Origin of the sequence: Thermatribacter velox (genome assembly GCF_038396615.1) — a bacterium.
GTDB lineage: Bacteria > Atribacterota > Atribacteria > Atribacterales > Thermatribacteraceae > Thermatribacter > Thermatribacter velox.
In genome coordinates, this window is the sequence record NZ_CP121689.1 from 1,994,045 (window position 1) to 2,010,481 (window position 16,437).

Genomic DNA, 16,437 nt, shown 5'->3' on the forward strand with positions numbered 1-16,437 from the left:
CACTAAAAGTGCCTTTCATTTTTGGTTGGAAAAGCACTCTTGTATCTTCCATATTGAAAAATTATTTTCTCACTTCCCTCTCCACAAAGTTATCGCTCGGTCAAGCTTTAAGGTTTCTCGGAAGCGCTCAAGTTCCTCTTCCCTGAGCACTAAGTAGCGGACCTTGCGGTTTATGAAGGATTCAGCTTTGTCGATCAGTTTCCTAAGATAGGCTTCGTCCACCTCTCCCACGACTACAAGGTCAATAACCCCTGAGTCCTTGCCTTGCGCATAGTCACCAGTGATGTAGGCAGAGTGGATATGGCCGAGTTTGGCAAGGATTTCCTCGATGAGGCGGTCGATGCCGGTGAACTTGCGCACCATGCTCTGAATTTCGGGAAAGAGGGGATGGTTCTGATTGGCCTGGTAAAGTTTGGTTTTTCCGTTTCTTTTTGATGACAAGATCCCTGCTTTTTCCAGGCGGTTGAGCTCTACTCGCACCGCGTTGGTGGACTCTCCGAATTCCTCAGCAAGCTCCCGCAGATACGACGTGCTCTCCGGGTTCAAAAAGAAGCGCAAAAGCAACTTCACTCTGGTGCGGGAAGTTATCAGAGAATCAAGTACCACCTGCATACCTCACAAAAAGATTTTTCATTCTTGAGTAATAATACTACTCAATAAAAAGTTGGTCAAGAAAAAAGGTTAGCAAATGGGGTCAGGTCTTTGCTTTTTGGGTTTCGGGAACGCTGGGATGAAGCATAGGGATCCCGAAACGAGGAGATGCTGAAACAGACCCTGAAATAAGGGGATGCCGAAATAACAATGGGATGCTGAAATAGACGCTGAAACAGTGAGACCCTGAAGGAGATCCTGAAACAAGTTCAGGATGACAAAAGCGGAGCTTTTGTCAGTTCAGGGTGACGGCTCCACCGTCGGTTCGGGGCGGTGTCGGAAAGGCCGACGCCGGTTCAGGGTAGCAACTACAAAACCGTTGCCGGTTTAGTATGACAGGCTTTTGATATCGTGGAACAGACCCCTGAAACAAGTTCAAGGTTACAAAAATTGCGTTTTGTAAGTGAAGACTCCTTATTTTCATCTACAAGAAGGTCAGGAAACAATGAGCTCCTCTCCAGCAAGGACTTCGGCAGAATAGGCTAAAGCAGCAAGGATATCCTCTCGATGCAAGGAGGGGTATGCTTCAAGGAGTTCATCAAAAGTTGCTCCCTCTGCAAGTTTACGAAGAATGGTCTCTACAGTAATACGTGTTCCTCGAATAACCGGTTTCCCGAGAAGAATTTCAGGGTTGGTTGTAATTCTCTCTTTAAGATCCATATCCTTTCACTCCTAAAAGAATCGGGGGGAACAAGAATAACAAAAACCTCACAGCTAAGGACTTCAAAGCCTATAAAGGATTTGTCCCTCCGTCTCTTACTTTTATTATACCTTATTGTTGAGGAAAAGATGCGCTGCTTCCAATATGAATCCAGGAGTTCCCGGGGTGAGCGGAAAAGATATGACCAAACTTTTCCAAAGAATGGGGAGTTTTCATGTCTTGCATTCGAGAATAGCGGATATTATCGTGTACTAAAAATGGAACCACACTTAAGCAAGAAGACGTCTTTTTGTGCGTGAGAACGTGTCAAAAATTGGGCTTATGATAGCTAAGCTTTTGTTACCCAACCAGCTTAAGAAGCTCGAAGTACCTTTCTCTGGAAATTCCGGCTGTTCGAAGGTTCGTCAAAATGTGAGTCACAGGTACTTTGTGTGGACTGGTCTTTATCACCAGAGGCCTTTTTACTCCTGGTTTCGTCATAATCAGATGATCACCTTTTTGGCGCACCACACGGAATCCTTCAAACTCAAAAATTTTTACCAGGGTCCTGTAATCAACAGGCGTTATTTTGCTGCAACCCACCTGATCACCCTGCAGTCATCAGCTCAGCAACCACGGGCTGTCGTGAAAACCAGGTATCACCGCGGAGAACGAAGCCTGCTTCTTCCATAACCTCTTCCAAAGTTCCCATCCGCTCACATTCTTCTAAGAATGCTTCTACCGCTTCCCGAAGGGACTCCCGGGCCTCTTCCAGTGTCTCCCCATAGCTTGAAACATTGAGTTCTGGAACAACGCCAACATACAGATTACCTTCTCGAAAAAATTCCGCACGGTATACTACCTTATGTTTCACTGTTTTTATCCCTCCCGGATTTCCTTAAAGGTAGAACTTTCTTTTTACGGCTCAACCCTTTCCCTCCGGTAACCATTTTACCCCTTTCACGCTGCGAAAGTTAAGAGGAGAAACAAATCATTTTCTCAAAGGATGAAGGTGGGGGGTCAGGTCTTTACTTTTTGGGTTTTTGGGAGATCCTGAAATAAGGAGATGCCGAAATAAAGAGATCCCGAAATAGACCCTGAAACCATGGAGCCCGAAACGAGGAGACCCTAAAGTCCGTCATTCCGAACTGACAAAAGCTCCGCTTTTGTCATCCTGAACTTGTTTCAGGATCTCTTGTTTCGGAATCTCAGGTGTTTAGATTAAACAAGGAGATCCTGAAACTATGAGATGCTGAAATAAGGGGATGCTGAAATAGAAATAGACCCTGAAATAAATCCAGGGCGGTGTCGGAAAATCCGACACCGATTCAGGGCGACACCGACAAAACCGGTGTCGGTTCAAGGCAGTGACGATAAGGGCGGCAAAGGTTCAGCATGTAATCAATCGTTTAGAAAACTGGGACAATTTGTTATACTAAAAAGGGATTGTCGATGAGGAAAACGCAAGTAAAAGCCCTTGAGAACATCATATGTGTTCTTAAAGACCATAAAAAGGAACTGGCAGAGCAGTACAGGGTGAGTGAAATTGGCATTTTCGGTTCCTATGTAAAGGGAAAGCAGCACAAGAAAAGCGATATTGACATTCTGGTTGATTTCTATCAAACTCCCTCACTCCTTCAATTCATTCACCTTGAAAATTACCTCACCGACCTTCTTGGGGTTAAGGTAGACCTCGTCATGAAAAAAGCCCTAAGAAAGTACATTGGTCAGGAAATTCTTAAAGAGGTTATCTTCCTGTGAAACGCCGTGTTATCGACTTCCTTGAGGATATCCTTAATGAATGTGCCTACCTTATGGGGCGTTCCCAAGGAATGACGTATCAGGATTTTGTGGATAACGAGGACCTGAAAAGAGCCTTTCTTCGCAGTCTTGAAATCATTGGTGAGGCGTCAAAGAAGGTCTCAATGCACATTGGCAGAAGGTATCCCGAAATCAATTGGCGCGATATTGCTGGTATGCGTGACAAACTCGCCCACGATTACTTTGGCATCGACTACGAAGTCGTCTGGAAGACCATTATTGAGGATATACCGACTCTGTTTTTGCAAATGAAAGTCGTTTTGGAAAAGGAATCTACGGATGCTAAATAAGATCTGAGTTGTGACTCTCGAATAATGGACTTTTCCTGTCATCTGGAAGAATACTTTTCTATATTTGAGGAACGCTTTTTCTCGGTTACCTCAAAAAGTGACGTGACAAAAACCCTCTTTGAGATCGCCCCACTAAACGAAAAACGAGGCCCGTAATGACGAAAAGGAAGGAAACGAAAAAGATAGATGTCTGCTAAATACGTGTGGGCATGATGGACTTTTGAGGTTCTGAAACAACGAGACCCTGAAACTATGGGATGCTGAAAAACGAGATGCTGAAACGAGGAGATTCTGAAACAACAATGAGATGCTGAAACAAAAAATAGACCCTGAAATCATGGGATGCTGAAATAAAGAGATCCCGAAACAAGTTCGGGATGACCGAAATCAAAGATTTCGGTCAGTTCAGGGCGACACCGAAAAAACCGGTGTCGGTTCAGTGTGACGGCTAAGCCGTCGGTTCAGGGCGGTGTCGAAAAAACCGGCACCGATTCAGCACGGCCTTAATTGTATTAAGGTCGATTCGGGGTGGCAACGAAAAAGCCGGTACTGATTCAGGATAGTAATTATAAAAACGGCAGCCGGTCGAGGTTAACGGAAAAGCAGTATGCCAGAAGCCTACCACTCAAAGCTCTGCACCACAATGATGCCCCGCTCTTTAGCCTGCCTCAGGAAACCTTTGGTTGCAAAGTGGGTGACCAGGAAAGGAACTACTTCTACTTCTCCATATTCTTCCTTTACAGCTTTCACTTTCTCTTCTAGCTCTTTCCAGACATCTTTTCTCTTTTTTCCATCATCAAGTCTCAGTTTGGCTTCTCCTACTAAGTAGACTTCTCTATCCTCTTTCTCGGCTCGGGCTAAGAAGTTCACTTCCTGATTGCCTATATCAGTTCGAACCATCTTCTCCTTGAGTCGAATACCATACTTCTCTTCTAACAATTTGGGAAGCATGCGGTAGGCTTCGTTTTCAAAGGCATAACTGAAGCTCCGGGATAAACCTCCCAGGTCTTCCCGAGTGCGCTTCAAGCCCACAGCCAGAGTGCGTACTTCTTCTTCAGTTCTTCTCTGAGCTTCAGCAAGTTCCTCGACTTTTTGTTCGGTTCTTTTCTGAGCTTCGGCAAGCTCTTCAACCTTCACAGTAAGACCATCCAATCTTGTTTCTGTTTTCCTTTGTGCTTCAGCAAGTTCTTCCATTTTCGCAGTAAGGCTGTCTAATCTTACCTCGGTCTTTCTTTGTGCTTCCGCTAATTCTGAAACCTTTTGTTCAGTCTTCTTCTGAGCTTCAGCAAGTTCTTCAACCTTTACAGTAAGACTATCCAGTCTTGTTTCTGTTTTTCTCTGGGCCTCAGCTAACTCTTCGACTCTCTGTTCAGTGCGTTTCTGTGCTTCGGCGAGTTCTTCAACCTTCTGGTCAGTTCTTTTCTGAGCTTCGACAAGCTCTCTCTGCGCCTGAGCTAACTCAGCAACAATACCCTTCAACTCAGAGAAGTCTTCTCTGGTTACCTGGGTTTCTCTTATTCGCTCATCCACTATTTTCTCTATCTCCCGCCTTACAGCCGGGGTTATTTTAAATCGCTCTCTTCCACTCTGCATGGCTTCCATCTAAGCAAAAATAAGGGGAATTGGCAAGTATTTGCTCATTTCAGTGTGGTAATCAGGGATGCTAAATCCATGAATTCTTTGGCCACGGAAATGGCCCTCTGAGCATCCTCAGGCACATACTCTTTAGTGGGAACAAAATCCACATCCCCATAAAAAGCGATTTCTCTTTGACTCCTGAGCCACTTAGAATCTCTGCGAAGCTCAACTAACTTCAGAAAAACATCCTGGGGTAGCTTCTCCCTGTTTTCGAGTATGATATCAATAACCTCGTGCCATTTAGGAGGAGTTATACCCATTTTGAGTAAGATGGCCTTCTGAGCAAGTTCTACTACTTCTTGAGAGACCCTTATCACATCAGCATAGTCTTTTTCCTTCAAAAATTCTTCAAGGAGCCTGAGTCGTATTTTAGCTCTTTTTAAATAATCTTCAATCAGCTCTTTGCTCATCGTCTCTGAACATTGTATATTCCAGGCTTTTATTGCAAGTCACTAAAAAATTCTCCTTATATTTCTTTAACTTAGCCATAAATTCCCTAAAAAAGCCTTCTCTGTCGTAAAGAACCAGAAATTCCGTATTCCAGAGGTAAGGGGTTTTTACGCTCAACTGGCTTTTGGACTTAAAAATGGGGTTTATTTCAATGTGGAAACCCTCAGGGAAAACCAGCTTACTCTCCACATTATCGTAGTAATCAGAAAATTCTTCGTAATTGCCTCGCTTATCAGTGAAAACGAGCAAAAGGTCAATATCGGAAGCTGGACCGAAGGTCTTTTTTGCAACCGAACCAAAAACAACCACAGAAATCAGACGCTCTCTATAATGCTCCACACAAAGAGCCTTCAATTGCTGAAGAATGTCCTGATAAACGTTCTTATAGTGAAGCGCTCTGTCCATGGAACTTTACCCCTCTTCTTTATACACTTTTTCGAGTCTCCTGTCACTATATATTTCGTCAGCAAGTAGCAAGAGCAAGTGGGGTCAGGTCTTTGGTCCTTGGGTTTTGGGAGATGCTGAAATAACAATGAGATGCTGAAAGAAGGGGATGCCGAAAGAGACCCTGAAACCATGGAGCCCGAAACGAGGAGACCCTAAAGTCCGTCATTCCGAACTGACAAAAGCTCCGCTTTTGTCATCCTGAACTTGTTTCAGGATCTCTTGTTTCGGAATCTCAGGTGTTTAGATTAAACAAGGAGATCCTGAAACTATGAGATGCTGAAATAAGGGGATGCTGAAACAACAATGGGATGCTGAAATAGAAATAGACCCTGAAATAATGAGACCCCGAAACGAGTTCGGGGCGGTGTCGGAAAAACCGACACCGATTCAGGGCGACACCGACAAAACCGGTGTCGGTTCGGGGCGGTGTCGGAAAGGCCGACACCGATTCAGGGTGGCAACGACGAAACCGTTGCCGATTCAGGGCGGCGTCGAAAAAACCGTTGCTGGTTCGGGGTGGTGTTAATAAGGCCGGTGCCGATTCAGAATGTTTCGTGTTCCAAGCAGAGCGAGAAGCAAATTTACAAACAAAAGCACTACCGAAGTAAGACTAATCAAGCCTGATTCAGGAATTTCCTGCAGACCCAGTTGTAAGTCTCCTTTGCGATAAGCAAGGCTTTCTGAGCATCCTCAAATGAGGGTTCTCCTTGGGGAAGAAGCCCAAGACTTGCTGGATATCTTGCTCGATAGATGCCGGTCAGAAAAATGGCCTCTTCGTCAGTCAGTGGGGGCTGATGCTTTTCTTTCCGAAGAACAAAGAGGAGATCGAGAATGTTATGGGTCCACGGAACTTTGCTTTTTTCTTCCACAAGGATTGCCTTCAGGAATTTCTCCACCGCCTGCTGGGCGTGATAGCAAACCATGCGGTAAAGTCCTTTCGTGAAAAGGTATTCCGCAGACTTAAGTTCTTCTTCAGCGATCTTCATCCACTCCTGAGTTTCCCTTCTCATAAAGGACCTTCCCTTGAGTCAGGATATCACGGAAAAATGAAACTTCTTCTTCAAGGCAGAGTGCAAACTCAGAAGGAGTGTACACAAAAAAATCAACCCCTACCCTGGGACGCACCAGCTTTGAAACTTCGAGAATCCGTTCAATTGGACGCTTAAATGTATCTTTGATGATCAAAAGATCTATATCGCTCCACTCATGAATGCGGCCTTCGGCAAGAGAACCGAAGAGAATTATTTTTTCCGGTTGGTATTTTTCTATCAGGAGGCTCACTATTCGGGAAAGCTCTTCGTGAAGAAGCTTCTCCCGCTCTCTGGAAGTATAGGTCTCCATGGCTTCCTCTCAAAAATATAGGCTATTGTTCATTATATCACAGACCACTATACAGCTAATCGCTCCTGAAAAGCTAAAAAGCTATAAGCCCAGCAGCCGCAGATCGCCAGAGAAGTCAGATTCATTACGGAGGAAAGCCTTTTTCTCTTTCATGGCCCGTGCCTCACTCTCCAATAATCATTTTACTCCCTTCGTAATACAAAGGGTAAAAAGAGAAAGAAGGACTTCCCACCGTTTTACCGCAGAGCGAATTTTCCACAAATTCGCTCTGGTTAGCAATGGAGTCATGGGGCCAGATCTTTACTTTTTGTGTTTTGGAACATGCTAAAAAAGGAATCCTGAAACAAAAAATAGACCCTGAAATAACGAGATGCTGAAACAAGTTCAGCGTGACCGAAATCTTCAGTTTCGGTCAATTCAGCACGGCCTTAATTGTATTAAGGCCGGTTCAGGATGACAAAAGCGGAGCTTTTGTCAGTTCGGGGTGACAGCTTCGCTGTCAGTTCAAGGTGACGGCTCCACCGTCGGTTCAGGGCGGTGTCGGAAAGGCCGACACCGGTTCAGGGTGGCAACGACGAAACCGTTGCCGATTCAGGGCGGTGTCGATAAGGCCAGTGCCGATTCAGGGTGGTACTGATAAAAGCAGCACCGATTAAGGAAAACCGCTATAAAAGCAGCGGTTGGTTCGGGCGCTCCGAAATTTCATGATACAAAAAGAAGGTAACAAGACAGAGGATTTCAAGCAACGTACCCCACAACTAACCAACATTATCATGTGTTAAAATGTAATTGCGCGGAGGCAAGGAGGCGTCTCTTTATGCGTGATAATGTGTCCTGTAAACCAGATTACAAAACGATTCAGAAATTATTGCAAAAAGCCGGGAAAGACCAGGAAGTTCTTGCAGTTATTCTTTTTGGAAGCCATGCTCACGGTAAAACGAGTCCTCTCTCCGATGTTGATGTCTGCCTCGTTTTAAGGTCCAAAATTGCGAACAGATTACAAATGGTTCAGAAACGCCTGGATTACCTGGCAGAATTCCCACACCTGGACATTCAGGTTTTCCAGCTCCTGCCCCTTGCCATTCAAAAAAGAATCCTTAAAGAAGGTAAGGTACTCTATTCCCACAACGATGAAGCTCTTTACGACGTAGCTTATTTCGCTGTTAAAGCCTTTGAAGATTTTAAACACAAGTATTATGACTATCTTGAGGAAGTCAGTCGTGGATCGTGAGCGCATCCTGAGCAAAATAGCAGAACTGGAAGGATATTTAGAAGAATTGCGCACTATCCTACCCAAAGACTTCGAAGAGTTCCAAAAAATAGAGAAAAAACGAGCCTGTGAGCGCTTATTGCAAATTGCCATTGAAGCAGTAATGGATATTTGCTATCTGCTGGTACGTGATTTGCGCTTGGGCTTGCCCAGTGACGAAGAAGACATTCTTGACAAAATTGAAGAGGCTGGGATTATCCAGGGCGAGTTGCAAGAAACCTTGCGTAAAATGCGAGGTTTTCGAAACATCTTAGTACATGAGTATGGACGCGTTGACGATTGGATTGTCTATCAAATGACAACGCAAGGCTTCGAATCCTTTGACAGGTTTCGAAAGACTGTTCTACGTTTTTTGTACTCCGGGTAAGAAAAAGCTAATTAAGACCTTTGTGGGCTTTGTTGTGAGTATCTTCAAGATAAAATCGAGAATCTCCCGGCCTCTTCTCATACCATCACAACCTCTTGAAGAATCCTTTTGCCTATTCTGGGCTTGAGCGCGCTTTTCATTACCAGGTCAACTTCCACTCCCAGAGCTTCAGAAAGCCTGATTTTCAGGTCCACAAACTTCAGGAGCCCTATCGGTTTTTCGAATTCTACCAGTATGTCCAGGTCACTCTCCGGGGACTCTTCTCCCCGAACAAAGGAGCCGAAAACTCCTATTTCCTTCACTGCATATTCTTCTCCGAGGAAAGGTTTTAAGGCTCTCAGTCTTTCTTTAATTTCTTCAAAGGTGAGGTTCTCTCTTTTCATGGCCCGGACTTCACTTTCCAGCAATCATTTTACTCCTTTTACATTGTATAAAGTAAAGAGAGGAAGGGTTTTCCAACCGTTTTACCACAGAACTAATTTGTATAAAATTCGTTCTGCAAAGGAACGATAATTCGTATTTTTAGAAAAATCGTTCTTTTATGGAACGAAATATGGTATAATTCGTTTTGAAAGGCTGCAAAAGGAGAGATGAAATGGACCTTGATCAGGTAATTGAAAAGCTTGAAACGCGTAGAAACAGACTAATCAGTTTTTTGCCTGAGAAAAAGCGCCTCTTCTTCAGCGAGCTGGAAAAGCAAATGAAAAATAGAGCCGTGCTTCTTTACGGCCCCAGGGGCGTTGGTAAAACGACCTTCTTGCTTTTTATGTCGAAAGATTGCAATTTATTTTACGTATCCGGGGACGATCCACTGCTTTTGTACCACCCTTTCTACGAAATGGCAGAAAAGGTCTTGCTGGATTACCCTGGCATCATCATTGACGAAGCACATTCTCTAAAGGATTGGAGTAAGCTGATTAAGGCCCTGTATGATTCCTTTCCAAACAAAATTATCTGGATAAGCGACAGCAGTTCCGTGCTCCTGCGAAAGGGAATTGCGGACCTTTCCAGAAGGTTTGTGTCGTTAAAGATGCCTCTTGTGTCCCTGCGCGAATATATTTATCTGGAAACCGGCCAAATCATCGAAAAGCTGAGCTTCCCCTCAGACAACCTCTTAGAATATGCAACCCGGGTAATAAAGCAGGTTGATGTGCTGCAGTATTTCAGAAAGTACCGCGAGGGAGGGACAAGACCCTTTTATCTTGAGGGAAACTTCAGGGAGAAAATGATCAACATTCTGGAAAAAACAATTTACTATGATATCCCGCATCTCATCGGAACTATCAGCGAAAATCATTTTGGAGCGCTGAAGGCGGTGGTGAGCTTCCTTCTTTACTCGAAAATACCAACCATCAACGTTGAGTCGATGTGCAGAGAATGGGGAATTGGAAAACCCAAGCTCTATCAGTTGCTCTACGCGATGGAAGAAGTGGGCCTCGTTAACATCGTCCGCAAGGAAGGCGTCGAGAAAGCATACTCTAAGGGTTCGAAAATATTTTTCGCCGACCCAGCTTTTTACTTTGTTTTCGAAGGAGAAACGGGGAACTTCAGAGAAGCTTTCACCGTCTTTGCCCTGAAAGAAAGAATCCGGGCTGCAAAAAGGGAGGAAGAAGCGGATTTTGTGCTCGACGGGGTAAAGCTTGAAATAGGCGGGAGAGGCAAAGTTTCAAAGCACAGTGACTACGTGATCAAAGATGACCTGGACCTTCCGGTGAGAAACTCGGTGCCTCTCTGGATGCTGGGAATGCTCTGGTAAGGGAGTTAATTTGCTCGTATTCCTCAACGGAAGTTCGGTAGACTCCAGCCAGGATGTGGTTTCCAATATCAAAAATAGCTGAGGAAGCAAGTTCAAGCCCGCGTTCGATGATCCACTGGGTATCCGTATCCCGCTGATACTCCTCAGGCGTGATTCCCGATTTATCCTCGAGCTTGGCCAGAACTTCCTCCAGCTTTTTAAGTCGCTCTATCACGCTTTGCTTTTTGAATACCACTGCCTGACCCTTTCCCTGAGATACTCGTTTTGAACTGCCCTCAGATAAGCCGTGTCCTGAAACCTGCGGATGACACTCATTTCAAAAGCGTTCAAAAGCTCATCACTCTGGGAGTAAATGAGGCGTCCCTGAGAAACAATTTCAAACTGGAGCGACAAAGGAGCACGGTCAAGAAGCACAAGATCGAAACGCTCCGTGCCCAGGGCTTCTCGAATCCCGAGCAAGATTTCCTGGAAAGACGAATAGAGCTTTTTGCCTTTCTTTTTAAGATAAGAAAAACGGCTATATCAACGTCAGAAGCGGCACCAACTTCACCACAAATATAAGAGCCAAAAAGGTAAGCAATAGGAACGCTCTTTTCTCGAAAGAGCTTTTTCAGCTTCTTTATTGCCTCTTCCAGGTCCATCCGGAGCCCGGGCAAGAGATTACCAGAAGGACCGCGATAGGTTTCAGCTATGCCCACTGAAAAACACTCCCTCTTAAAGCCCGGCAGGGATCTCTCCCTTCTACTCTCGTTCAGCGCGGAACCGCACCAAGAATTTGTGCTTTGTATCGCTCACTTTTTATATACGCATTACGCGTTGCGTATGTCGGCAATTTTAATCTTATCACAACCAGCGAAACTTGCACGCTGCGAAAGGAAATTGTGGACCATGAAAATAGAGAGGCTGATAAATACTGACACAGCCAACACTGGTCCAGGAAAGTAGCAATAAAAGTCGCTCTCAACTTGAAGCTATGCTGATTAGGTCAGTACTGACTCAGTATAAATGTTTTTGGCTACTATAGCCTGATTTCAGGTGGTAATAATTGAACTATAAAATTTACCAGAGCTTCTGCGCGAGCAAGCGCTTCTTCTGCCTCACTTGCTTCCGGCTCCAAAACATCACCTGGATAGCGAAACTCTGTAGCGTACGGAGTGAGTATCTCTGTCGTTTCCCTCCACTGTTCAAAAGAAGGTTCTAAAGGAACACAAAAGGCCAATAGAGCAACCAGGTTATGCGTTTTCTCAAAAGGAATATCATGATATGTTAAATAGGCTTTAATAGCTTTTTTCAACTGCCTGTTGGCAGTGATAAACTGCTGTATCTAAATAGCCACCTTTTAGGAGAAGTCGAGCCGAATCTAAATCACGTTGACTCTTTATGAGCCACTGCTTGACTTCTTTTATTTTGGCCTTTTTCATAAAGGATTTTTCCTCGATGGATTGCTTGATAGCCAAGCGAAGCAGACACCTGAAGCATTTCCTTTAACTCTTCTTCAGTCACCACCACTACTTCAACAGGAGCGGTAAGCCCCCACAAACAACCATAAGCTTTGCGTGCTCTACGATAGCGGGGCTCGTTAGATTCTGAAACCACAACCAAAAGGTCTATATCGCTTGTTTCCACAGGATTTCCATAAGCATGAGAACCAAAAAGAATTATTTTTTCTGGATGAAGATTCTCTACCAGCCTTTTTACAATTTCCTCGAGCAGCTCGGAAGACAGGTGTTTCATAGAGCTCTCCTTTTGAAATGGGCTATAGGAAAGTCTCTCGTGATTTAAAAAGCACCATAATCATTATAGCAGAACCCTGGCTTGAATTAACCTCTATGTTCTCGATAAGGGCTTCTCAAAAAACAGTAGAAATGACAAACACTTCATGTTCATCGATTTAACGTGATTTCCTTTAGTGAGACCCTGAAACAAGGAGACCTTGAAATCATGGGATACTGAAACTATGGGATCCTGAATGGTATGGCTTTTATGACGGAGAAAGCCTGTGCAGTAAGCTGTTTCCAGAAAATAAATCCTTTCAGTGATAAAAAGAGATGGATATTCCTGAGCTATTTTTCTGTCATAATAACACTGGTTGCAATTTTAACTACAAAATGGGCATCATCTATGGCTTCTTTAGCATCTTCCCTTTTATATTCTTCTCACCACATCGGAATAGGCTCCTTTTTGGAAAAGCACTTCAAGTATATCCAACCTATCTACGGCTTTTTTAAGGTAACTCCGGGCCAACACAACGTTAGTCATAGTTCAAATATTTCCCCCGGCTTATAATCAGGCTTTAAATCCCAATACCAAGCATTGCCTTTCCATATTCTCCTGGCATGAAGTTCCGACAATCTGACTTTAAGCCTTTCGAGTATTTTTTGAAAAAACTCGTCTCTGTCAAAAATGATTTTGGCATCATCAACCATATCAAGAAAAAGGGGCGAGCCTGAAAGAGCTTCCTCAGGAGTTTTAAGTATTGGTGATAGGTAAGTATTTATGCCCTCTCTGGAAAGTTCTTTTAAAAATGCTTCGAGCTTTTGCTCTACTTTTTCAAATTCTCGTATCCGCTTCATTCTACCCTCAGGAAGATTTTTAGCAATGATTAATACATCTACATCGGAATCGTATCTTTGGGTCTGCCTGGCTACAGAGCCAAAGAGGACCACAGAGACAAGTCGGTCTTGATAAAAAGCGATAAGCTCCTTTAAAAGGAGCCGCTCCAATTGCTCAAACTTTTCCTTAAGCATAGCACCAAAACTTTCTCAGTTCTTCCATTCAGCAATGGACCGCCTTTTTACTTACTGCACATATCTTTTTATAAGTTCCTTTGAACTCTCCGCTCAGTGGCTCAGGAATAACCCTGGCGAAATTCTTGGCGAACCAATTAAGCTTCCGGAGAATTCTAATCGCTACCTGTTTATCAAGCTTATCAAGGTCTCTTACCGCTTCTTCTGTCCACTCAATCTTGAACAAATTTGCCTAAGACCTCTTCGTGAGAAATTCTTTTGGATGGTTTTTCTAAACGTTCTCTTAGTTTCCTTTTGAACTCCTCTTTCAATTCCAATCCAGAGTCAGGGTCTCCAAGAATTTCCAAGACTTTCTCCTCTATCAAGTGTTCCAGGTCTTCCATGCTAAGGTCCTTAGTCCCGGCCATCTTTACGCCCCCTTCGGATCAATTAACCAGAAGCTGTTACTATAATACCACTTATTTTTGAAGCTGTACTAAAGGTAAAAACTGCCAAGGGTTTTGCTATAATTTCATTAGCTAACTCAATAAGCAAATTCTCCACCCTCTTGCGCAAAGGAGGATGCAAATGGAAAATCAGACCGACTGGGAAGAGGAAATATCGCTTTTTGACCTTATAAACGTCCTCGTGAGGCGCAAGTGGTTAATCATCGGAATTACTCTTCTGGTCATGATTGGAGCTTTTTTAGCCTGGAAGCTCGTGCCCCAGACTTACAAGGCAGAATTCACGGTATCGTTTGCAGAAAGTTCTTTTCCAGAAGAATTTAAAGGGCAGGTAAGCGTCACCTACTATGGCGAGAAGTGGCCAACCTATATCCCTTATTCCTTCGTGCTCCCGCAAGAAAAAAAGATTTTGCCCGAGCGCGCTCTTCTATCTTTTGCCGAAAGGCAAAAACTGGCTGAACTTGCTGAAAAAGGCGGTTTCAGGGATCTTTTTGAGCAAGCCGTAAGTACGGTTTCGGTAAATATAGCTCCTCGGGGAAAAGCAGAAACCGAGACGGAAAACACCACAAAAGATTTCTCGGTGGTCATTTCCGCCAGGAATGAGGAACTCTGTGAAAAACTGACTCAGAAACTTCAATCGGAAATTGAGGAAGAACTCCTTCTCGCTCTCAACACCCAGCACAGCATCCGACTGGACTTTTACAGGAACCTGCTCACAACTTCTGAGGAAAACCAGAAAACAGCCAGGGATGCACTGCTTGCTTTTCTGGAACAAAATGACCCGCTGAGACCGGAGAGGGAAATCGAAAAAGCAGAAGAAACCCTGAAAACGCTTCTTGAGAGAAAAAAGACGCTTTTATCACAGCAGTATACCCCTTTATTGCCCTTACCACTTGCAACTGAAAGTTTAGAAGAATTGCTCTTTATGCCCTCAGACAAAATCCATGCTCTGGAAACAGAAATCAAAGAAAGCTACCGCGAAGAGCTCGCAGACCTTGAAAAAGAAATAGAAATTCTTCAGAAAGAAAAAGCCAAACTCGAGCTTGAAAAACTCAAACAGGATGACCTCATCGATACCTACAATCAACTTCTTCGAGACTACACTTTCTGGAAGGAAGTGAAATCCTCACTCCTACTTTCTTTGCCCCCACTTGCCAGAGATGGAGCTTATCCTTTTGACGGAAAAGTGGAAGTGGGAGAAATTAAATACTCAGGAAGCAGAAGAGACCTAAAGCTCAACTTAGCCGTAGGGCTTGTGGCCGGGCTTTTTCTGGGGGTTTTTGTGGCCTTTTTTGTCGAGTTCTGGGAAAAAGCCAAAGCGCAGAGAAGCTGAGCCCTCTTGATACTTTTCTTTAGAACCACTGGGCACAGCAATAAGAGGTTTCCTCTGATATAATGAAAGCGAGGTGATAACACATGGCAGCCCTCAAAGAACGGGTGGACAAGCTCGAAGAAGCGCTGATGCGCTTAGTGTACATTCAGCAAAAAACAGAAATAGAGCTTCAGGAATTCAAGAAAGAAATGCAGGATTTCAAGAGGGAAATGAAGGATTTCAAAGACGAGATGAAAGCATTCAAGGATGAGATGTTGGATTTCAAAGAATGGTCAAAGAAAAACATCGAAAGCCTTAACCAGCAGTGGGGAAACCTGGCTAATAGATTGGGCACTCTGGTCGAAGACATCTTTGCTCCTTCCATAGGTCAGGCCATTGAGAAGTACTTTGGTGTCTTTCCAGACGTGATTGACACAAAGAAGCTGGTCCGTAAAGAAGGGAAGAGTTTAGAAATAGACATTTTAGCTCTTTGCGAAAAAGAAAAAGTTGCTTATGTGGTGGAAGTAAAAGCTAACCCTGACCGCAAAGAGTATATTGACGATTTTCTTAAAAAGCTTAAAGAAATCCCTTCTTTCCTCCCCTACCTTGAGGGTTATGTCCTGCAGGGCATTTACGCTGGGTTGAACATGAAAGAAGAAACGGTGAAGCTACTTACCAGAAAGAAACTCTACGCCATGGTATTTCGGGGAGACATCTTAGAAATTGTGAACTTCGAGGATGTCAGGAAGTAACTCAGCGAAGGAAGTCCCATGGAATACTTTACCATCAGGGAGGCCGAAGATGCCCTGGTTTGTGCGCAAAGAGTCTTTGAGTTTTATCCCTATACAAAAGATGAAATCGAAAATCCTCTCTGCAAGGAAGCCCTGAAAACAGGGTCAACGCTTTTTGAAAGCAGCAGTCAGAATCCTGGAAATTGTTTCTAAATCAGCTTCCCAAATTGGGGTTGCGCAAATGCTTCTTTTGTGCTACAGTTATTCCCACATTTACCCATAGCGCAAAGGCGAAGAAGGGGAAAAGTAGGTTATTCGCTCCGTCACAGAGAGCCTGCAGGAGCTGGAAGCAGGCACGAGCGGTGGCTGAAGCTCGCCCTGGAGTCGAGAAGCTGAACGGTTAGTAGGCAATCCGGTGCTTCCGTTAGCAAGCAGGAAAGAGATCTGCGAGTATCGCAGATAAAAAGGGTGGTACCGCGGGGAATACCCCTCGTCCCTTAAAAGGACGAGGGGTATTTTGTTAATGGTTAGTA

The 16,437-nt window shown here is 44.1% G+C and carries 26 protein-coding genes and 1 other annotated feature; of the genes, 8 read left to right on the top strand and 18 right to left on the bottom strand.

The window, feature by feature from the left end:
* Window positions 1–69: 69 nt before the first annotated feature.
* The 4 genes from QBE54_RS09925 to QBE54_RS09940 form a co-directional block, all read right to left on the bottom strand.
* On the bottom strand, window positions 70–612 hold the full coding sequence (locus QBE54_RS09925; RefSeq protein WP_369018028.1) for a winged helix-turn-helix domain-containing protein: 543 nt from the start codon (window positions 610–612) through the stop codon (window positions 70–72).
* Between the two features lie 474 nt (window positions 613–1,086).
* Window positions 1,087–1,311 carry a DUF433 domain-containing protein gene (locus tag QBE54_RS09930; protein ID WP_369018029.1) on the bottom strand — a complete coding sequence of 75 codons (225 nt, stop codon included), beginning with the start codon at window positions 1,309–1,311 and terminating at the stop codon, window positions 1,087–1,089.
* Window positions 1,312–1,651: 340 nt separating this feature from the next.
* Complete coding sequence (locus QBE54_RS09935; RefSeq protein WP_369018030.1) at window positions 1,652–1,894, bottom strand: type II toxin-antitoxin system HicA family toxin; 243 nt, start codon at window positions 1,892–1,894, stop codon at window positions 1,652–1,654.
* 4 nt (window positions 1,895–1,898) lie between these two features.
* Complete coding sequence (locus QBE54_RS09940) at window positions 1,899–2,165, bottom strand: type II toxin-antitoxin system HicB family antitoxin (protein ID WP_369018031.1); 267 nt, start codon at window positions 2,163–2,165, stop codon at window positions 1,899–1,901.
* Between the two features lie 578 nt (window positions 2,166–2,743).
* Here QBE54_RS09940 and QBE54_RS09945 point away from each other — a divergent pair.
* On the top strand, window positions 2,744–3,052 hold the full coding sequence (locus tag QBE54_RS09945) for a nucleotidyltransferase family protein (RefSeq protein WP_369018032.1): 309 nt from the start codon (window positions 2,744–2,746) through the stop codon (window positions 3,050–3,052).
* Window positions 3,049–3,402, top strand: a complete 354-nt coding sequence (locus tag QBE54_RS09950) for a DUF86 domain-containing protein (protein WP_369018033.1) — start codon at window positions 3,049–3,051, stop codon at window positions 3,400–3,402. The genes QBE54_RS09945 and QBE54_RS09950 overlap by 4 nt, the downstream gene beginning before the upstream one ends.
* A gap of 618 nt (window positions 3,403–4,020) precedes the next feature.
* Here the strand turns inward: QBE54_RS09950 and QBE54_RS09955 are convergent.
* From QBE54_RS09955 to QBE54_RS09975, 5 genes are all read right to left on the bottom strand, one after another.
* Window positions 4,021–5,004 carry a hypothetical protein gene (locus tag QBE54_RS09955; RefSeq protein ID WP_369018034.1) on the bottom strand — a complete coding sequence of 328 codons (984 nt, stop codon included), beginning with the start codon at window positions 5,002–5,004 and terminating at the stop codon, window positions 4,021–4,023.
* A gap of 35 nt (window positions 5,005–5,039) precedes the next feature.
* A complete protein-coding gene (locus tag QBE54_RS09960; RefSeq protein ID WP_369018035.1) occupies window positions 5,040–5,450 on the bottom strand; it encodes a HEPN domain-containing protein in 411 nt (136 codons plus the stop codon).
* Complete coding sequence (locus QBE54_RS09965) at window positions 5,431–5,895, bottom strand: nucleotidyltransferase domain-containing protein (protein ID WP_369018036.1); 465 nt, start codon at window positions 5,893–5,895, stop codon at window positions 5,431–5,433. Before QBE54_RS09965 ends, QBE54_RS09960 begins: the two co-directional genes overlap by 20 nt.
* A 656-nt stretch (window positions 5,896–6,551) precedes the next feature.
* The gene (locus QBE54_RS09970) at window positions 6,552–6,947 is read right to left on the bottom strand and encodes a HEPN domain-containing protein (RefSeq protein ID WP_369018037.1); all 396 of its coding nucleotides are present in this window, start codon (window positions 6,945–6,947) and stop codon (window positions 6,552–6,554) included.
* Window positions 6,910–7,278, bottom strand: a complete 369-nt coding sequence (locus QBE54_RS09975; RefSeq protein ID WP_369018038.1) for a nucleotidyltransferase domain-containing protein — start codon at window positions 7,276–7,278, stop codon at window positions 6,910–6,912. The genes QBE54_RS09970 and QBE54_RS09975 overlap by 38 nt, the downstream gene beginning before the upstream one ends.
* A gap of 817 nt (window positions 7,279–8,095) precedes the next feature.
* On the opposite strand from QBE54_RS09975, the gene QBE54_RS09980 reads away from it, so the two are divergent.
* Both QBE54_RS09980 and QBE54_RS09985 read left to right on the top strand, forming a co-directional pair.
* Window positions 8,096–8,509, top strand: a complete 414-nt coding sequence (locus tag QBE54_RS09980) for a nucleotidyltransferase domain-containing protein (RefSeq protein WP_369018039.1) — start codon at window positions 8,096–8,098, stop codon at window positions 8,507–8,509.
* Window positions 8,499–8,915, top strand: a complete 417-nt coding sequence (locus QBE54_RS09985) for a DUF86 domain-containing protein (RefSeq protein WP_369018040.1) — start codon at window positions 8,499–8,501, stop codon at window positions 8,913–8,915. Before QBE54_RS09980 ends, QBE54_RS09985 begins: the two co-directional genes overlap by 11 nt.
* 77 nt (window positions 8,916–8,992) lie before the next feature.
* On the opposite strand, the gene QBE54_RS09990 is transcribed toward QBE54_RS09985, so the two are convergent.
* Window positions 8,993–9,322 carry a nucleotidyltransferase family protein gene (locus tag QBE54_RS09990; protein ID WP_369018041.1) on the bottom strand — a complete coding sequence of 110 codons (330 nt, stop codon included), beginning with the start codon at window positions 9,320–9,322 and terminating at the stop codon, window positions 8,993–8,995.
* Between the two features lie 188 nt (window positions 9,323–9,510).
* On the opposite strand from QBE54_RS09990, the gene QBE54_RS09995 reads away from it, so the two are divergent.
* The gene (locus QBE54_RS09995) at window positions 9,511–10,671 is read left to right on the top strand and encodes an ATP-binding protein (RefSeq protein WP_369018042.1); all 1,161 of its coding nucleotides are present in this window, start codon (window positions 9,511–9,513) and stop codon (window positions 10,669–10,671) included.
* Here the strand turns inward: QBE54_RS09995 and QBE54_RS10000 are convergent.
* The 8 genes from QBE54_RS10000 to QBE54_RS10035 all read right to left on the bottom strand — a co-directional run bounded on the left by QBE54_RS10000 (window position 10,604) and on the right by QBE54_RS10035 (window position 13,825).
* A complete protein-coding gene (locus QBE54_RS10000; protein ID WP_369018043.1) occupies window positions 10,604–10,906 on the bottom strand; it encodes a DUF86 domain-containing protein in 303 nt (100 codons plus the stop codon). The genes QBE54_RS09995 and QBE54_RS10000 overlap by 68 nt on opposite strands.
* A 91-nt stretch (window positions 10,907–10,997) precedes the next feature.
* Window positions 10,998–11,369, bottom strand: a complete 372-nt coding sequence (locus QBE54_RS10005; RefSeq protein WP_369018044.1) for a nucleotidyltransferase domain-containing protein — start codon at window positions 11,367–11,369, stop codon at window positions 10,998–11,000.
* Between the two features lie 320 nt (window positions 11,370–11,689).
* Window positions 11,690–11,965, bottom strand: a complete 276-nt coding sequence (locus QBE54_RS10010; RefSeq protein ID WP_369018045.1) for a HEPN domain-containing protein — start codon at window positions 11,963–11,965, stop codon at window positions 11,690–11,692.
* Complete coding sequence (locus QBE54_RS10015) at window positions 11,949–12,092, bottom strand: HEPN domain-containing protein (RefSeq protein WP_369018046.1); 144 nt, start codon at window positions 12,090–12,092, stop codon at window positions 11,949–11,951. The genes QBE54_RS10010 and QBE54_RS10015 overlap by 17 nt, the downstream gene beginning before the upstream one ends.
* Window positions 12,037–12,405, bottom strand: a complete 369-nt coding sequence (locus tag QBE54_RS10020; protein ID WP_369018047.1) for a nucleotidyltransferase domain-containing protein — start codon at window positions 12,403–12,405, stop codon at window positions 12,037–12,039. Before QBE54_RS10020 ends, QBE54_RS10015 begins: the two co-directional genes overlap by 56 nt.
* Window positions 12,406–12,926: 521 nt before the next feature.
* Window positions 12,927–13,418 carry a nucleotidyltransferase domain-containing protein gene (locus QBE54_RS10025; protein ID WP_369018048.1) on the bottom strand — a complete coding sequence of 164 codons (492 nt, stop codon included), beginning with the start codon at window positions 13,416–13,418 and terminating at the stop codon, window positions 12,927–12,929.
* Window positions 13,419–13,446: 28 nt separating this feature from the next.
* Complete coding sequence (locus QBE54_RS10030; RefSeq protein WP_369018049.1) at window positions 13,447–13,644, bottom strand: type II toxin-antitoxin system RelE/ParE family toxin; 198 nt, start codon at window positions 13,642–13,644, stop codon at window positions 13,447–13,449.
* A complete protein-coding gene (locus tag QBE54_RS10035; RefSeq protein ID WP_369018050.1) occupies window positions 13,631–13,825 on the bottom strand; it encodes a hypothetical protein in 195 nt (64 codons plus the stop codon). Before QBE54_RS10035 ends, QBE54_RS10030 begins: the two co-directional genes overlap by 14 nt.
* A 160-nt stretch (window positions 13,826–13,985) precedes the next feature.
* Between QBE54_RS10035 and QBE54_RS10040 the strand changes: the two genes are divergently transcribed.
* From QBE54_RS10040 to QBE54_RS10050, 3 genes are all read left to right on the top strand, one after another.
* Complete coding sequence (locus QBE54_RS10040; protein WP_369018051.1) at window positions 13,986–15,194, top strand: Wzz/FepE/Etk N-terminal domain-containing protein; 1,209 nt, start codon at window positions 13,986–13,988, stop codon at window positions 15,192–15,194.
* Between the two features lie 83 nt (window positions 15,195–15,277).
* Window positions 15,278–15,925, top strand: a complete 648-nt coding sequence (locus QBE54_RS10045) for a hypothetical protein (RefSeq protein ID WP_369018052.1) — start codon at window positions 15,278–15,280, stop codon at window positions 15,923–15,925.
* A gap of 18 nt (window positions 15,926–15,943) precedes the next feature.
* On the top strand, window positions 15,944–16,117 hold the full coding sequence (locus QBE54_RS10050; protein WP_369018053.1) for a hypothetical protein: 174 nt from the start codon (window positions 15,944–15,946) through the stop codon (window positions 16,115–16,117).
* Window positions 16,118–16,188: 71 nt separating this feature from the next.
* Window positions 16,189–16,405: a binding site (T-box leader), on the top strand.
* The last annotated feature ends 32 nt before the right edge of the window (window positions 16,406–16,437 follow it).

Bases quoted from the DNA above. Each gene is read 5' to 3' on its own strand.
- QBE54_RS10020 (WP_369018047.1), bottom strand. From the start codon at position 12,405: ATGAAACACCTGTCTTCCGAGCTGCTCGAGGAAATTGTAAAAAGGCTG.
- QBE54_RS09965 (WP_369018036.1), bottom strand. From the start codon at position 5,895: ATGGACAGAGCGCTTCACTATAAGAACGTTTATCAGGACATTCTTCAG.
- QBE54_RS09995 (WP_369018042.1), top strand. From the start codon at position 9,511: ATGGACCTTGATCAGGTAATTGAAAAGCTTGAAACGCGTAGAAACAGA.
- QBE54_RS10025 (WP_369018048.1), bottom strand. From the start codon at position 13,418: ATGCTTAAGGAAAAGTTTGAGCAATTGGAGCGGCTCCTTTTAAAGGAG.
- QBE54_RS09960 (WP_369018035.1), bottom strand. From the start codon at position 5,450: ATGAGCAAAGAGCTGATTGAAGATTATTTAAAAAGAGCTAAAATACGA.
- QBE54_RS09975 (WP_369018038.1), bottom strand. From the start codon at position 7,278: ATGGAGACCTATACTTCCAGAGAGCGGGAGAAGCTTCTTCACGAAGAG.
- QBE54_RS10015 (WP_369018046.1), bottom strand. From the start codon at position 12,092: ATGAAAAAGGCCAAAATAAAAGAAGTCAAGCAGTGGCTCATAAAGAGT.
- QBE54_RS09925 (WP_369018028.1), bottom strand. From the start codon at position 612: ATGCAGGTGGTACTTGATTCTCTGATAACTTCCCGCACCAGAGTGAAG.
- QBE54_RS09970 (WP_369018037.1), bottom strand. From the start codon at position 6,947: ATGAGAAGGGAAACTCAGGAGTGGATGAAGATCGCTGAAGAAGAACTT.
- QBE54_RS09980 (WP_369018039.1), top strand. From the start codon at position 8,096: ATGCGTGATAATGTGTCCTGTAAACCAGATTACAAAACGATTCAGAAA.
- QBE54_RS10050 (WP_369018053.1), top strand. From the start codon at position 15,944: ATGGAATACTTTACCATCAGGGAGGCCGAAGATGCCCTGGTTTGTGCG.
- QBE54_RS09930 (WP_369018029.1), bottom strand. From the start codon at position 1,311: ATGGATCTTAAAGAGAGAATTACAACCAACCCTGAAATTCTTCTCGGG.
- QBE54_RS09945 (WP_369018032.1), top strand. From the start codon at position 2,744: ATGAGGAAAACGCAAGTAAAAGCCCTTGAGAACATCATATGTGTTCTT.
- QBE54_RS10035 (WP_369018050.1), bottom strand. From the start codon at position 13,825: ATGGCCGGGACTAAGGACCTTAGCATGGAAGACCTGGAACACTTGATA.
- QBE54_RS10045 (WP_369018052.1), top strand. From the start codon at position 15,278: ATGGCAGCCCTCAAAGAACGGGTGGACAAGCTCGAAGAAGCGCTGATG.
- QBE54_RS10040 (WP_369018051.1), top strand. From the start codon at position 13,986: ATGGAAAATCAGACCGACTGGGAAGAGGAAATATCGCTTTTTGACCTT.
- QBE54_RS09955 (WP_369018034.1), bottom strand. From the start codon at position 5,004: ATGGAAGCCATGCAGAGTGGAAGAGAGCGATTTAAAATAACCCCGGCT.